Origin of the sequence: Mangrovibacterium marinum (genome assembly GCF_003046625.1) — a bacterium.
Taxonomy (GTDB): Bacteria; Bacteroidota; Bacteroidia; order Bacteroidales; family Prolixibacteraceae; genus Mangrovibacterium; species Mangrovibacterium marinum.
Genome location: NZ_QAAD01000014.1, coordinates 1 through 15,598, shown reverse-complemented (window position 1 = coordinate 15,598; position 15,598 = coordinate 1). Strand labels below are relative to the sequence as shown.

8 protein-coding genes and 1 pseudogene are annotated in these 15,598 nt (G+C 47.2%); 3 read left to right on the top strand and 6 right to left on the bottom strand.

Annotated features, from left to right (window positions below; translation table 11 throughout):
- Positions 1 to 3: 3 nt before the first annotated feature.
- From C8N47_RS13130 to C8N47_RS13120, 3 genes are read left to right on the top strand one after another with little or no spacing between them, the layout of a single operon-like run.
- A complete protein-coding gene (locus C8N47_RS13130) occupies positions 4 to 3,099 on the top strand; it encodes an efflux RND transporter permease subunit (RefSeq protein WP_107823030.1) in 3,096 nt (1,031 codons plus the stop codon).
- Positions 3,096 to 7,805 carry an efflux RND transporter permease subunit gene (locus tag C8N47_RS13125; RefSeq protein ID WP_107823029.1) on the top strand — a complete coding sequence of 1,570 codons (4,710 nt, stop codon included), beginning with the start codon at positions 3,096 to 3,098 and terminating at the stop codon, positions 7,803 to 7,805. The genes C8N47_RS13130 and C8N47_RS13125 overlap by 4 nt, the downstream gene beginning before the upstream one ends.
- Entirely contained in the window at positions 7,805 to 8,521 is a 717-nt protein-coding gene (locus tag C8N47_RS13120; RefSeq protein ID WP_107823028.1) for a hypothetical protein, read from the top strand. The genes C8N47_RS13125 and C8N47_RS13120 overlap by 1 nt, the downstream gene beginning before the upstream one ends.
- Positions 8,522 to 8,638: 117 nt before the next feature.
- Here C8N47_RS13120 and C8N47_RS13115 read toward each other — a convergent pair whose 3' ends face one another.
- The 6 genes and pseudogenes from C8N47_RS13115 to amrB form a co-directional block, all read right to left on the bottom strand.
- Complete coding sequence (locus C8N47_RS13115; protein ID WP_107823089.1) at positions 8,639 to 9,196, bottom strand: PhnA domain-containing protein; 558 nt, start codon at positions 9,194 to 9,196, stop codon at positions 8,639 to 8,641.
- Between the two features lie 150 nt (positions 9,197 to 9,346).
- Positions 9,347 to 10,105, bottom strand: coding sequence for a DUF169 domain-containing protein (locus C8N47_RS13110; RefSeq protein ID WP_107823027.1), 759 nt, complete (start codon positions 10,103 to 10,105; stop codon positions 9,347 to 9,349).
- 530 nt (positions 10,106 to 10,635) lie between these two features.
- Positions 10,636 to 11,724 carry an AmmeMemoRadiSam system radical SAM enzyme gene (gene amrS / locus C8N47_RS13100; protein ID WP_245915717.1) on the bottom strand — a complete coding sequence of 363 codons (1,089 nt, stop codon included), beginning with the start codon at positions 11,722 to 11,724 and terminating at the stop codon, positions 10,636 to 10,638.
- Positions 11,725 to 11,807: 83 nt separating this feature from the next.
- Positions 11,808 to 14,291, bottom strand: a complete 2,484-nt coding sequence (locus C8N47_RS13095; protein WP_107823025.1) for a spermine/spermidine synthase domain-containing protein — start codon at positions 14,289 to 14,291, stop codon at positions 11,808 to 11,810.
- On the bottom strand, positions 14,291 to 14,857 hold the full coding sequence (amrA, locus tag C8N47_RS19015; RefSeq protein ID WP_281257131.1) for an AmmeMemoRadiSam system protein A: 567 nt from the start codon (positions 14,855 to 14,857) through the stop codon (positions 14,291 to 14,293). Before amrA ends, C8N47_RS13095 begins: the two co-directional genes overlap by 1 nt.
- Before the next feature lie 45 nt (positions 14,858 to 14,902).
- Positions 14,903 to 15,490: pseudogene (amrB, locus tag C8N47_RS19010) on the bottom strand (AmmeMemoRadiSam system protein B); the annotation flags it as partial.
- Positions 15,491 to 15,598 lie beyond the last annotated feature (108 nt).

Below are 15,598 nucleotides of genomic sequence, written 5' to 3'. Positions count from 1 at the left end.
GCCGTGAAGAAGTTAAGCGAATTTTCGGTCAAGTTCCCGGTTACCATTTCGATGATTGTGTTCGGCATCATACTGCTGGGCTATATCTCGTACGACAAGCTGGGGATCGACCTCTTTCCGAACCTGAATAATCCGCGTTTGTTCATTGAGCTGGAAGCCGGCGAACGTCCGCCCGAAGAAATCGAAAAGCAATTTGTGGAAAACCTCGAGGCTTTGGCCATCCGCCAGTCCGACGTGGTCGAGGTTTCCTCCATCTCGAAAGTGGGCAGCGCGCAAATTACCGTAGAATATGCCTGGAACAAAAATATGGACGACGCTTTTCTGGATCTCCAGAAAGCGGTTTCTTCCTTTGCACAAAACGAAGACCTGGATGAAATAAACATCACCCAGCACGATCCCAATACAAGCCCGGTAATCGAAATCGGCCTTACGCACGATAATGTGGACGACATGAATGAGCTCCGCAAAGTGGCTCAAAATTATATCCGCAACGAGCTGGTTCGCCTCGAAGGGGTTGCCGAAGTTGAAGTAACCGGCGACGAAGAACCGCAGGTGCTGATTGCAACCAATCAGTACATGCTGGATGCTTTTGGGCTAACGCTGGATGACATTTCCACTAAAATCAGCAACTTCAACCAAAGCATTTCGGGCGGAAGTATCGAAGAAATGGGCACCCGTTACGTGGTCAAAGGCATTAGCCTGTTGACCGATGTGAGTGATTTTGAAAATGTGATTGTTGGCTACAAACAAGTGCAATCGGACAATGACGATGCCGCTTATGCGCCAATCTTTTTGCGCGAAGTGGCCAAAATTTCCATCGAAAATAAGGAGCCGGATAATATTGTGCGCCTGAACGGCCAACGTTGTCTGGGGCTTTCAATTTACAAGGAAACCAAGTTTAACACCGTAAAGGCCGTTGAAGCAATCAGTAAGGAAATCGGCAACATCGAAAAAGCACTTCCCGGCTATCATCTCACCATTGTTTCCAACCAGGGAACTTTCATTCAGGGAGCCATCGGAGAAGTTGAAAACTCCGCCCTGCTGGGGATTCTACTGGCTGTATTTGTACTATTCCTTTTCCTCCGCCGAATCGGGAGTACGCTCATCATCAGTATTGCCATTCCAATTTCGATCATCGCCACCTTCAACCTGATGTACTTTAACGATCTCACCCTAAACATCATGACCTTGGGTGGTCTGGCGTTGGGTGCCGGTATGTTGGTGGATAATGCCATTGTGGTCATGGAAAATATTTTCCGCAACCGCGACGAGGGCATGTCGGTGAAGGATGCGGCCATTGAAGGCACCTCGCAGGTTAGCGGGGCCATTATTGCCTCCACGCTGACGACCATTGTGGTGTTCCTGCCGATTGTTTATTTACATGGCGCATCGGGCGAGTTGTTTAAAGATCAGGCCTGGACGGTTGCCTTCTCGCTGGTTTCATCATTGGCAGTCGCCATTCTGGTCATCCCAATGCTTTTCAACCTGTTCTACAAAAACAAAAAACAGGTAAAAGTCAGCACCGTTGAAGTAAAAGGCTACGGTCGCTTTTTGGATCAGATACTGAAAAAACGGTGGATGGTGATCTTGCTTTCAGTTATTCTACTGGGTATATCAGCAGCTCTAGTTCCAATGATTGGCACCGAATTTATGCCGAAAACCGAGACCCGCGAGTTTAGTCTGGACATCCGAATGAGCGAAGGAACACGCCTGGAACGAACAAGCTCGGCTGTTGAAAACATTGAAGGCATCATCAGCGAGATACTCGGCGACAACCTCGATGCTGTGTACAGCCAGATCGGCCCTTCCTCGGGTATGAGCACCAGCGCAAGCTCCATCTTTGAGGGTGAAAACACGGCAACGGTCAAAGTTATTCTGAAAGACGACAGCCAGATTGCCTCGACAACGGCTATTCAATCCATCAGTAAAACGCTGGGCGAGTTGCCCGAGATGGAGATCAGCTATAAACAGGACGAAACGGCCCTGAAAAGCATTATGGGTACCGACGATCCTCCGCTGGTCATTGAAGTGCAGGGTAGCGAGCTGGATGAAATTGAGACGCTTGTTGCGGAGGTGAAAAGCAAGGTTGAAGGGCTGGACGGAATTTACAACGTTGAATCGTCGATGGAAGAAGGTTCCCCCGAACTTGAGATTCTGGTTGACCGCATGCGTGCCGGCATGCACAGCCTGAGTGTAAGCTCAATTGTATCGCAAATTGAAGATCAACTTTCCGGGAAAACAGCCGGTCAGGTTGAGCGATTGGGCGAAATGCAGGACATCACCCTAAAATTGCCGGAGAAGACCCTGGCCAACGTCAACGACCTGAAGATTACCGGCGACGGCCAAGAGTTCTACGTGAACGAACTGGCTCAGATTAAAATGGGACAATCGCCCAAAGAGATCTTCCGTCGCAACCAAAACCGGATTGGCAAAATAACCGCCCAACTCGATAAAAACACACCGCTGGACAAAGCCGTGAAAGAAATCAAAGCCGTTATTGCTCCGATCAACCTTCCGCTGGATTACAAAATAAACATCAGCGGCGAGGAAGCCAAACGGCAGGAATCGATGCAGAGCTTAGGCTTCGCGCTGCTATTATCCATCATTTTAGTTTACATGGTGCTGGCCTCGCAGTTCGAATCACTACTGCATCCCTTCACCATTCTGCTGACCATTCCCCTGGCCGTTGTTGGTTCAATACTAACCTTCTTCTTCATGGGGAAATCGTTCAACATGATGGCTTTTATCGGGATCATCATGCTGGCCGGTATTGCGGTGAACAACTCCATCATTCTGGTCGACCGGATTTTGCAATTGCGCAAAGGAGGTCTCAGTCGGCACGATGCCATTTTGCAAGCCGGACAGCAACGCATTCGACCGATTTTGATGACCAGTTTGACAACCATTCTGGCCTTGCTGCCACTAACACTCGGCATTGGCGAAAGTGCTTCATTACGCTCGCCGATGGCGCTGGCCGTAATTGGTGGTATGGTCACCTCAACCTTGCTTTCGCTGGTGGTTATCCCTTGTGTGTACGAAATTTTCGAAAGCATTAAAGACCGCTTTGTAAAACCCACAGCTGAAGGACCGGAACTATGAGATTTATAATAGATAGAAAAACCATGATCAGCATGCTGTTTATCGGCCTTACCCTGCTGGGGTATGTGTCGTACAAGCAGCTGAGCGTGGAGCTTCTTCCCAACGCCGAATTGCCGTTCCTGTATGTGCAGGCGGCAGCCTCGCAGGAATCGGACCCGACCTACCTCGAAAATGAGGTTGTCATTCCGTTGGAGGGAGCCATCAGTACGCTGGAGGGTATCGAATCGCTCGAATCCACCATCAACTCCCGCCGGGGAAGCATCGTTGTTTATTACCAGAAGGATGTTGATTTCAATTTTGCCTACCTGAAATTGCAGGAAAAGGTGAATGAAATGCAATCGAGCATGCCCGACGGCATAACCGTTAATGTAAACCGCATCGACCTGTCGCAAATGAACAACCAGTTCATGGAATTGCAGGCACGGGGCAGCGGCGGTGTTGATCGGGTACGCAATGTGGTTGACGAAGAAGTTACCAGTGAACTGGAAAACCTCGACGGCATTGCCGGGGTGAATGTTTACGGTGGGCAGGAAAAGTCGATTGAGATTATTCCCGACAAAGGAGCCTGTGAGGCTTACAACATTACGCCGGCCACCATTCGTTCGGCTTTATCGCAAAATGCCCAATCGCGCACTTATGTGGGGAACTTGTACGAGCAAAATCAGCTTTACTTCGTGCACGTTACGGCTCAGTATTCCGAAGTCAAGGATATTGAAAACCTCGTTATTGCCGATGGTCCTATTTTGCTGAAAGATATTGCCGAAGTCCGCTTTGGCGTGAAAGAGCAAACCAGCTACAGCCGCGTAAACGGCCTGGATGCCATTACCATTCAATTGGTGAACGATTCGCAGGCTAACCAGATTGAACTATCGCACAAAGCGTTGGCCTTAATCAACAAGCTGAATGAAAAACTGAAGACCAAAGATGTTCAACTGGTCGTTCAAAGCAACTCGGCCGAAACGATGGAAGACAACATCAACCAAATTATTAACCTGGCCCTGATTGGAGGTTTGATGGCTGTATTTGTACTGTGGATGTTCCTGAAGAATGCCCGAATTGTGGCGTTCATTGCCTTAGCCATTCCGGTTTCCATCTTCACGGCGTTCAACTTTTTCTACGCCTACGGCATCACCCTCAACAGCCTGACCTTGGTTGGCATGGCACTGGCCGTCGGGATGTTGCTCGACAACAGTGTTGTGGTGCTCGAAAATATTTACCGGCTGGCCGGCAAAGGTGTTGAACCGGACACAGCTGTATTGCAGGGAACAACCGAAGTTTGGCGATCTATCGTAGCGGCCACCCTAACCACGATCACTGTCTTCCTTCCGTTTGTTTTTTCGAGCAACTACATGATTGAGATGCTCGGTAAAAACGTCGGCGTATCCATTATTTCAACCTTGTTGGTTTCGCTGGTGGTGGCCTTGCTTTTTGTACCAATGGCCATTCACTTTATTTTGAGAGGTCGCCGAAGCCAAAAAATTGCCTTCGAGAAAGTGACAACCAACAACCGAATGGTGCAGATTTATCTGTTGCTCCTGAAATCGTGTATGCGAAATCCCGCAGGAACCGTGTTAGGAGCCGTAGCCGTTTTCTTCATCACGATTTTTCTGGCGCTTACCGTAAGTGTTAGTTCACTAACTGAAGTTGAAAACGACGAAATTCAGCTATACATCACCATGCCAACCGGGTCGAGCCTTCAGAAAACCGACGAAACGGTGCAAAAAATTGAAGAGAAGCTTAACGATGTACCGGAAAAACTGGATGTTGTCAGCCGAATTGAAGAAGAATCGGCCAATGTAACCTTGAAATTGGTTGAAGACTACGAGAAAGTTGACGGCCGAAGCTTTGCCGAGATTAAAACGGCCGTTTACGAGTCGGTCAGAGATATTCGTCCGGCTGAAATTTCGATGCAAGAAAGCAGCTCGGGAAGCGGAGGTGGCTTCGGAGGAGGTGGCGGCAACATGATGGCCAACTTCCAGCGGCTGCTGGGAATCGGTAGCGAGTCGGAACGGATCGTGCTGAAAGGACAGGATTTTGAATCGATGCAAACAGTAGCTGAAGATTTGAAATACTTCCTCGACGACATGGATATCATCAACAGCTCCCGCCTCAACGTCTCCGACAACCAACCCGAGGTTCACATGCGCTTCGATCCGCTGCTGATGACCGAATATAACATCACCTTGGGCAATGTTGCCAGTGAATTAAATTCCTTTTCCGGTGAAATTTCCACCGGCGTTACCTTCAACCAGGGAACCGATGAATACGAAATCATCATCAACCAGGAAGATGAGGACGAAGAGGAAGACACCCGCACCATGGACGATTTGAAAAAAGTTCAGGTGGCTGATGCCAGCGGAGGATTGCACGATTTGCAAAACTTCACACAACTGGTTTATGCCCGTGGCTTGTCAACCATCAACCGGGTGAACCAGGAAAAACAAATCGAGATTACTTACAGCTTCGACAGCGAGGCACAAAGTTCCAACGATATTCTGGCTTCGTACCGTTACGAGATCGACAACCTGATTGCCAGCTACAACTTCCCAACCGGCATGGCTGCTGAAGTGATCCACGAGGAAGATGATCTGGAGGAATTTACCTTTATGATCGTTGCCGCCATCCTGCTGATCTTTATGATTCTGGCCTCGGTTTTCGAATCGGTTGTTACGCCCTTTGTACTGTTGTTCTCGATTCCGTTGGCTGCCATCGGATCGTTAATTGCGCTGATCATTACCGGCAACAGCCTGTTCAACGCCAACACCATGATTGGCTTCCTGATCTTATTGGGCGTCGTGGTCAACAACGGAATTATCCTGATCGACTACAGTAACATTTTGCGAAAACGCGGCTACCGTCGCTCACGAGCCTTGATGATGGCCGGCTTATCGCGCGTGCGTCCGATCCTGATCACGGCAATTACAACAATTGTTGCGATGGTTCCATTAGCCATGGGGCAAGCAGAATATGTGAGTGTTATCGGTGCTCCGTTCGCCATTATCGTCATTGGTGGTCTGGCTTTGAGCACGCTGCTAACGCTTATTTTTATCCCAACCATGTATTCCGGATTGGAAAATGCACTGGAGTGGTTCTACTCCCTCAACTGGAAGCTGAAAACGGTTCAGCTGGTACTTATTGCGGCGTCCTTCGTCTGGATTTATTCGCGCGTTGAAGACCTAACCTGGCAAATGCTCGATACAGTATTGGCTGTTGTGCTGATCCCCGGAACAAGCTGGTTTGTACTGAACAGCTTGAAGAAAGCCGCAACCAAACTCATCGATCCGGACGAACGGGTGCATATCCGCATACAAAACCTGGTAAAAATTTACGATCGTCCGGGGCGTTTCTCCCGCGAATGGATCGGCGGTTTGAACATTCGCCGCCGGGCAGGATTGGAAAAAGAGTTCCGCAGCTGGCGCGAGTTCGACCAACTGGTTTGGCAAGTGCCCTTGCTGGCCTTCCTGATCTATTTCACCTTCTTCTTCCTGGGCCAAGCCTTCTGGATTGCCTTCATGATGCTGATGGTTTACTTCTATGTACTCACAATCTGGAAACCGGTACTCATCTACCTCAACAATCAGATTGAAGCAAGCCAGAAAAAAAGCCATCGCCTCCTGCACAAATGGAGTCATCTGTTCCTTTTCTGGATTTTGCCCCTTGTTGAACTGGTCATCCTCTACGAAAAAACCAAATACATTGGCTTGGTTATCGCCCTTGCTGTGCTTTGGTATCTGGGACTGGTAATTTCAGTCACGGCCAAACGCCTGTACGAAGAACAAGTGAACGTCGACCGGATTACCGGGCGTTTCGGTTCACTGCGCCGGACAACTTACCGGGTGGTGAAACAAATTCCGCTGATCGGGAAACGCAAGGTGCCGTTCAAAGCCCTCAACGGCGTTTCACTCGAAATCAAGACGGGGATGTTTGGTTTGCTTGGCCCTAACGGTGCCGGTAAATCGACCATGATGCGAACGATCTGTGGTATTCTGGAACAGAGCTACGGAAAGATCTGGATCAACGGCATCGACACGCAGGAAAAACGCGAAGAGCTGCAAGGCTTAATCGGTTACCTGCCGCAGGAGTTCGGCACTTACGAAAATATGCCGGCCTGGGACTATCTGGAATACCAGGCCCTACTGAAAGGATTGACCGATGTTGACGAACGACACAAACGCCTGGAATATGTATTGAAGGCTGTTCACATGTACGACCGACGCACTGAAAAAATTGGCTCCTTCTCGGGCGGTATGAAACAACGAATCGGTATTGCACAAATCCTGTTGCACTTACCACGCATCCTTGTAGTGGATGAACCGACAGCCGGACTTGACCCGCGCGAACGGATTCGCTTCCGGAACCTGTTGGTTGAATTGAGCCGCGAGCGAATCGTCATTTTCTCGACTCACATTATCGAAGATATTGCCAGCTCGTGCAACCAGGTGGCTGTGATTATCCGCGGACGCGTGAAATACCACGGAACACCGATGAACATGGTTGACCTGGCCGAAAAGCTGGTTTGGCAATACGATATCCCGGCTTCCGAATTTGACAAAATGCCCAACAAACAAATGGTTGTTCACCACATGCGGGTTGATGATAAAATCAGGCTACGCATACTGGCCAAAGAAAAACCTGCACCGGATGCCATTGAAGTTAAACCGATGCTGGAAGATGCTTATTTGTGTTTGATTAAAGACTTGAAATAATGGAAAAACGAAAAATAAAGAATACCACCAACCTGATTGCAAGCATGATCAAATACAATTTCCGCATCATCTTTGCCGGACGGTTTATTTGGTTTTTGCTGGCGGCGCTGGCCTTTTATATTTTCATCGCCATCATGGGCGTGATTAACGGCGCCACCCCCGACGAGGAGTTCGTTTACGGCATCCTGCTCTTTCCGGCCATCCTGCTCATCTTCTACCCCATGACCTTCGGCATACAGAATGATGTGGATGCCGGGATTTTGGAAATTTTGTTCGGAATACCCGACTACCGCTACAAAGTATGGCTGGTTCGTCTGGTCTTGGTTTTTGTATTGATAGCCCTCATCCTTTACGGATTTTCGTTGCTGAGCTACGTCTTTCTGGCACCAATAAACCGGGTGGAGATGACCGGTCAAATCATGTTCCCGGTACTTTTTCTGGGAAGTATGGCTTTCATGTTCTCCACGATCATCAAAAACGGAAACGGAACAGCAGTTGTGATGGTCATATTGGGAGTTCTGGCACTGTTTTTGCAAAACGTCACAGAGCGTACAATGTGGAATATTTTTCTGAATCCGTTTAATGTTCCCCGGAATATGAGCGAAGTGGTTTGGGAAGGTATTGCCTTGAAAAACCGGATTTTCCTGACAACCGGAGCCGTGGTTTTCATCTTGTACGGGTTGTTTAACTTACAAAAACGCGAAAAGTTTATTTAGAAATCTCCTGAAAGAAGGGTAGTTGAGTAGTAGCAATTACCGTACTGACAATTCAATAGTTTACTTAATCAAGAAAGGCTCCCATTGGAGCCTTTTTTAATATCGGTGTCAGTCGGATCAGTTCGACTTCTTCACATATTGCGTCAAGATCACGATTTGCTGACCGTTTACTTTTCCTTCAATATGTTCGGGATTATCGGCAACCAGTGAGATGTTACGAACAGCGGTTCCGCGTTTGGCTGTAAAACCAGCTCCTTTCACAACCAGATCTTTGATCAGAACAACACTATCACCGGCTTTCAACACAGCACCGTTACTGTCAACATGTTTCGCTCCGTCTTCAACTAAACCCGACTTGGCCCAGGCCAGTGTTTCCTCATCGAGGTACATCATGTCAACCAAATCGAATTGCTTCAGCTGATTCAGCAAACGCCAGGCTAACACCTGAACAGCAGGAACAGTGCTCCACATGCTGTCGTTCAAACAACGCCAGTGGTTGGCATCCATGGTTTCCGGCTCTTCAATTTGGCTGTTACAGGTTGAACACAGCAACACACATTTGTCGCTGTCATTCTCGGTTACCGGAGGAAGGGCATAAACGCTAAGCCCTTCGGTATTACCACAAAGTTCGCAAACCGAACCACTGCGGTCTTTCAATGCTTTTTCGATACTCATTTTGTTGATTTTGAATGGCCCGGAAACCAAGGTCCCGGAATGTTTTTTTATGAGCGCGCAAAGATAAGCGATTATCTGTAAATTGAAAATCAGGTGGTTTACAGACTAACTTAAAGCGCTTATCCTGTCAAATGGTCGAAATAAAGCCGATTACTGTCGTTCCTGCAATTTCTCCCAGGCGTGTTTCTTCAGGAAGCTTTCTTCCACGTTTCGTTCCATTTCCTGAAACAAAGCATAGGGTGCGGTAAAAGTCAACATATCGCGGTCGACATGCGAACGAACTGCGATATCGAAAAAGCCGATAATTCCCCGGGGCTTTTCTTGTTGCGCTTCCTCGTAGCCAAAAAGGATGGATTGACAAGCAGCACAAAAGGGTGCGATAACACTCTGGCTCATTCCGCGACTATAATCGGCCATCACCACCAGTGCCGAAAGTTGATCCGGATTCACAAAGAAGATGATCATTTCGGGTTTATCGTCCGCTGCCAGTAAATTCCAGGGCTTAAATACTACATAGTTAGTCGGAACATCGGTCATCGGAACGGAGTTCACCCAATTGCGGGCAACCTTCGGATTTTCATAAAATCGTTCTCCTTCTTCCATTAATGCTCCGGCCTTCCCCATTTTCTCGGCAAAGGCCATATTACCGGTCGACAGCAGACAATCAATCGGAAATTGTCCGTAACAATCGCCGAAGCCCAAACCGGTTCCTCCGCCCGGACAGCTGTAGCTGTTCCGATCGAAATAAGCCAGCCGGTTCTTTTTACTGGCCGCAACCAGCATGGCTGCCACACAACCGCCCATGCGGTTATCTTTAAAGTGCAAGCCATCCTCCGGTTTATCGTCACTCAGGATTACGGCAACAGCTTGCATCTTCAATTTTAACGCATCAATTAATTCACTTTTCATAGTTCAGCTTCCTCCTGTTCCTAAAAATACGGATATTCCCTGTTTGGCGGAAATCATTGGCGCGAAAATAAATTTCCGAAACAGCAATGAAGCCAACAAGCCTTGAAACTCGGTTTTTACAACCGGGCAGGCGACATTTCTGCTCTACCGTCTGATTTTACCTGTCTGTATTTTGCGGCTGTTGACAAAGGAACGGAATTTACAGGTCAGAGTAGAAGTATTTCTTATCTACAATAACGTATTTCTTACCTATAATGATGTCTCTATCATCTTCGATAACGTATCTCTTTTCTTCGATAATGTATTTCTCATTCTCGATAATGTATTTATCATCTTCAATGATGCGTTTTTCACGCTTTATGACGTATTTTTATTCGACACTAATGGATCTTTTATCTACGATGGCGCTTTATTATTCATCAAAACGCTATTTCGGACATTTTTTCGAACATCGAAATCCGTTCAATAGTCATGTTCCGGTTTTAAACAGTTGATTTACGGGATGACTGGCCGTTGCCTTACAATTCAGGTTACCACACGCCCGAAACAGGCGTATCACAAAATTCGCAACGACCATCGTTCAAGTGCTGTTGCGTGATTCGGTAGCCTTTACGCTCTACAACAAGTTGATGGCAATTCGGGCAAATCGTGTTTTCGGCGCCCAGTCCGGGAACATTGCCAATGTAGACATGATGCAACCCCTCGGCCACGGCAATATCGCGGGCACTTTGCAGAACGGTTACAGGCGTTGGCGGCAATTGCGTGAGTTTATAGGTGGGATGAAACCGACTGAAATGCAAGGGGTAGTTCTCAAATCCGTTCTGCATCAACCAGCCACACATCCGTTTGATCATATCCAGATCGTCGGTCCACGAGGGAACAACCAGGTTGGTAATTTCGAGCCAAACACCTTCATCTTTCATGGTTACCAAAGTATTCAGAATGGTGTCGAGCTTCCCGGCATTCAATTTCAGGTAGATGTCATTGCTAAACGACTTCAGATCGACATTAGCTGCGTCAATTACCTTGCATAATTTCAACAAAGGTTCCTTGTTAATATAGCCGGCAGTCACCATCACATTCTTAACTCCGGCTTGCCTGGCAAGTACCGAGGTATCGTAAGTATATTCGTAAAAAGTGATCGGTTCGGTATAGGTGTAGGCGACGGATGCACAATGATTATCGATAGCAGCCTGCACAACCTTGTCGGGCATCAAATCCTGGTTATCGGTATCAGCCGGGCTTTTCTGCGAGATTGTCCAGTTTTGGCAGTTCAGGCAAGCCAGGTTACAACCTGCCGTGGCAATCGACAAGGCCGTACTTCCCGGAAGGAAATGCAACAAGGGCTTTTTCTCAATCGGATCGATGTGAACGGCGCAAGGATTTCCATAGGCCATTGAGTAAAGCACTCCTCCCTTATTGATTCGGTTGCGGCAATCCCCGGTTTCACCTTCTTTAATATCACACTCGTTGGGACATATCAAACAACGAATTCCCTTCGGCGTTTCGGTATAAAACAGCGCCTCGTGCGTCCATTTGTTTTTAATTCCCGAAGAAGGTTTTTCTTCGCCAAAAGCCTCGCTACCGGTATATGCTATTCCTCCTGCTCCCATAACCATTGTCTTCAAAAAAGCACGTTTGGTCAATTTCATTTTCCGTTCAACCTCCCGTTTTAGGCTACGACTTGCCCCTGTAAAAAGATTCAGCCACGAACGGCATAGAATGCTCTGGCACCACTGAAGATATTCAACAAGCCTATGATGATACAAGTGGCGAATAAGCCCAAAGCGGGCAACAAAAGAATGCTGGTCAAAAATGCGCCAAAAGCAGAGCCGAGCAAATCGGTACTGTAATTGATTCCCGACGTTTCAGCGAAACTTGATTCCCGCAATAGCGAGGCGAGGAAAAACTCGTAACCGATGCCAAAGGCTAACAGCAACACCAGTCCGAAGAAAAAGAGTTGCAAAAGCATGCCTTGCCTTCCGACGGATTCGATAAGGGCAATCAACAAGGGAATCAGCAGTGCAAATACGGCGATCAGGATTTGAAGCAACGCATAACTTTTCATTTTGGGGAACAGAACAGGAATCCGCCGCAGCAGGCTTCCCAAAGCCAGGCCTCCCATAAAAACAGCAAAGAAGAGTGCCGTTGCCAGGTACAGGCTTCCAAAGAACACCTGGTACGCCAACATCAAGCAGATCTCGAGCGCCGCTGCAGAGAATCCCCCTGTGTAAAGCCCCAACGAAACGGTGTCCAACTTAAACAGAACCAGCAAAAAAACCACGAATGGAATAGCAACCAAGAGCGTGTAGTTTGTCCCAAAATGACTGAGCCAATATTGCGTATGCTTAATGAACATGTACGGATGAAAATCGCGATTGACCTCAACAAAAGGCGTCGCCTTTCTGATTTCCGTTTCCAATTGCTGCGAGCGCTGCTGCAGCAAAAAGTCATCGAAATAATAGGAGTTCACATACTCGTTTTCAATGCCTGCCCGATCAACCAACTCGGTGATTCGGGACGACAATTCAGCTGAAGAAGCCAGAAAATAATTCTTCTCCCCAAGCAGCACCAGCTGATTCGGGAAATAGATTGACAAGGTTTTCGAAAGCGAAGCAGCTTCGTGCAAGATATTCTCTTCAGTATAATTCATCGTTGAAGGCAAACTAATCGACACGACTGTTTCCGGCAAACAATGCTGTTTGATAATCCGGAGAAATTCTTCCGTATAAAAACGGTTATTCCCCAAAGTCGAAGGTGGAGGAAGATTCATCAGGATGACATCATAGGTACTTTTTGTCCTGGCAAGAAATGTACGAATATCCGAATGCACAAATTCCACGTTAGAGAAATCCTGCCCCTGTTCATCTTTCCAATACTTATACACCTCCGGATTTGATTCGAGATAAGTGATTGTTTCAACCGGATATTTATTGATTTCCTGAACCATCCCGGAAACACCACCCGACAAGAGCAACACTTGCTGTGGTTTTTTATGTTGAAGCATGGCAAAATGCACCGCTTCCTCATTCGCCATAAAATTGCCCGTGTACATTTGCAGACTATGATTCTCGTAAAAATTAAGCTGATCGGCCTGCCGGGTAACGATCAGGTTTCCGTAGCGCGTGCTCCTATTTTGAATGATCTGCTGACTACGATACAGCCATTGTTTGATCCTTGTATCCGGATTCAAAAGAAAAATTGCCATTGGAGCAACTACCGCACTAAACATTAAAATAATCCGCCGGAACTTGCTCTCACAAATCCAGCTACTAACCACAAATACCAATGCTGCCGTAATTCCGAAAACCTGGGAACTATTGAAAAAACGACCTAAAATAAAACTGAAAAGCAGCCCTCCGAACAAACTTCCCAAAGATTCCAAGGCATAAGCCTTTCCGATCCGATTCTGATGACCGGTAACGGAGAAGCCTGATGAAAACAAAGTAAACAGATAGCCGGACAGGAAACAAACCGGATACAACAATAGGAAAGTCCCCGTAACAGCGTTGCCAACACTTGTAATTGTTCCCGGCGGAAAAAGCTGACTTTTCAGCCAATACAATAGGGCGATTAAAACCAGTGGCAACAAGGACAACACCGCCAGCATAGCCATGGCACGAAATATTGAAAATCCCTTAGGGATGCCTTTCTTACCGACATAAGCTCCCCAGCCCGTCAGCAATAACCACGCCGACATAACAATTCCGAGAATCAGCTCATTCCCCGCCATCACACTCATAAACTCGCGAATGAAAACAACTTGATTAACGACCGCCAAAAGCCCAAGTAAGAATAGTAGGATGCCAAAGTGAGGAAAGACTTTCGCAGATCTTTCCGTTAGGGGAAGAGCCTGATCGCTGGCAGGCTTCTCTTTTTTCAGACTGAAATAATATTTCCAATGCCACGATAAATGAAAGAAAGCAATGATGACCATTCCAATTCCCAGGGAGACATGCCATTGCATTAACTGATCGTAATGCGGAATTTCAAGTTTGTAGTTGACCTTAACGACGCTTAACAGCCCCAGCAGCCCGGAAACCAGGAAAGTAACCAACAGCAAAACATTCCAAACCTTGCGATGTGATCGGCTGTTATAAATTCCCCACCGGGTAAATAAAGAGCTGATGGCATAAGCCAGCAAAATAATCACTGACACCGGGAACAAGGGATAGGCTATATTCATTACGGAGCCTCTAAAATTTCATGTTCGCTAAAGACGATCGCTTGATAAGTATACAGTTCGGCAGTTTGCCAACCATCCTTCCCTATTCCTGCTTTACGTTTAGCGCACTGCTCCAGAAATTCGATTTTCGTCCAATTTGTTTTGTCGGCAACCTGGGGCAATAAGGTGCCGTGCCGACCATCTTTCTCCATCAAAATTCCATCTCTGCCAAGTTCGAACTCATCGATGGACTGAATCCGTTTCAACGGCGTCAACACTGAAATTTCAATATCGATGTAATTCAGTTCGCTGGAGTCCACCTGCTCAAAGCGCGAATCCAATAAAGCGGCAGCCCAGGCCATCTCCCAAACCGTCTTCCACAAGGGTTTGTCGGATTGCAGATGACCAATGCAGCCCCGAAGTTTTTTGTTGTTATGCAGGGTAACGAAAGCTCCGCAAGGCATGTTCAACGACGCTGAAAACTGCGATTCATCCACCTTCACCGGCTTTTTTGTTCCGAGCTTCTCTTCGATTGATTGCCGGGCAAGCTGCAGTAAGATCTTTTTATCGTCATTCGACAAGAACATCTCTTCGGAATCTCCACTTACTTGTGGACGGATAAATGCAAAAGCGTGATAACCAACCACCCGCAATTTGTCGCCATACCGCGAATCGCCGGAGTTTTGATAGCAGACATTTTCCACTTTCATATCGGCAACCTGCGAACTCAAATCCAACAAAGTGAGGATGGAGCTCCAACCACAAGCGCTGGTTGCCAATCCGTGAATTCCTTTCGACTCGTTTTCTTCCAGGGATTTCAAAAAAGCATCGGGCGAGTTGGACGCAATAGCCGCTCCCGTTGTTGAGTCTGCATCTTTAGCTCCTTCGTAATCCGGATAATGGGAAAAGTCACTACTCACAACAAACAGGTTCCGCGAATTGAAATAGGGTTTCAGCGCATCTGCTATTTTCTGACACATCGAAGCCGAACGGGTTCCCATAATAATCGGAACAATTTTGAAAGGCTTGTGAAGCCGGTACTGCAAAAAAGGCAGCTGCACTTCCAAACTATGTTCCCGCTCGTGCGCCTCCTCAACATAGTCGAAAAACGAATACTGCTCAATCAATTCATTGGCAAGAGCCAGATCGACCTCCACAGTTCCGAAAGGCGTCTTGTAATTGCCTTGATTGTAGATAGAAGCACCATTCAGGTATGTGCGGTGACTGGAACCTTGGAACTGCTACATTTGACTGGACGGTAGGTTAAGTATAATTTATTTACCTATATTATGAGTCCTATGAGAAAGAAGTTTGACAAAGAATTTAAG

Excerpts from the sequence above, each read along its gene's own strand:
- C8N47_RS13120 (WP_107823028.1), top strand. The coding sequence starts at position 7,805 with ATGGAAAAACGAAAAATAAAGAATACCACCAACCTGATTGCAAGCATG.
- C8N47_RS13110 (WP_107823027.1), bottom strand. The coding sequence starts at position 10,105 with ATGAAAAGTGAATTAATTGATGCGTTAAAATTGAAGATGCAAGCTGTT.
- C8N47_RS13125 (WP_107823029.1), top strand. The coding sequence starts at position 3,096 with ATGAGATTTATAATAGATAGAAAAACCATGATCAGCATGCTGTTTATC.
- amrS (WP_245915717.1), bottom strand. The coding sequence starts at position 11,724 with ATGGTTATGGGAGCAGGAGGAATAGCATATACCGGTAGCGAGGCTTTT.
- amrA (WP_281257131.1), bottom strand. The coding sequence starts at position 14,857 with ATGTTCTTGTCGAATGACGATAAAAAGATCTTACTGCAGCTTGCCCGG.
- C8N47_RS13115 (WP_107823089.1), bottom strand. The coding sequence starts at position 9,196 with ATGAGTATCGAAAAAGCATTGAAAGACCGCAGTGGTTCGGTTTGCGAA.
- C8N47_RS13095 (WP_107823025.1), bottom strand. The coding sequence starts at position 14,291 with ATGAATATAGCCTATCCCTTGTTCCCGGTGTCAGTGATTATTTTGCTG.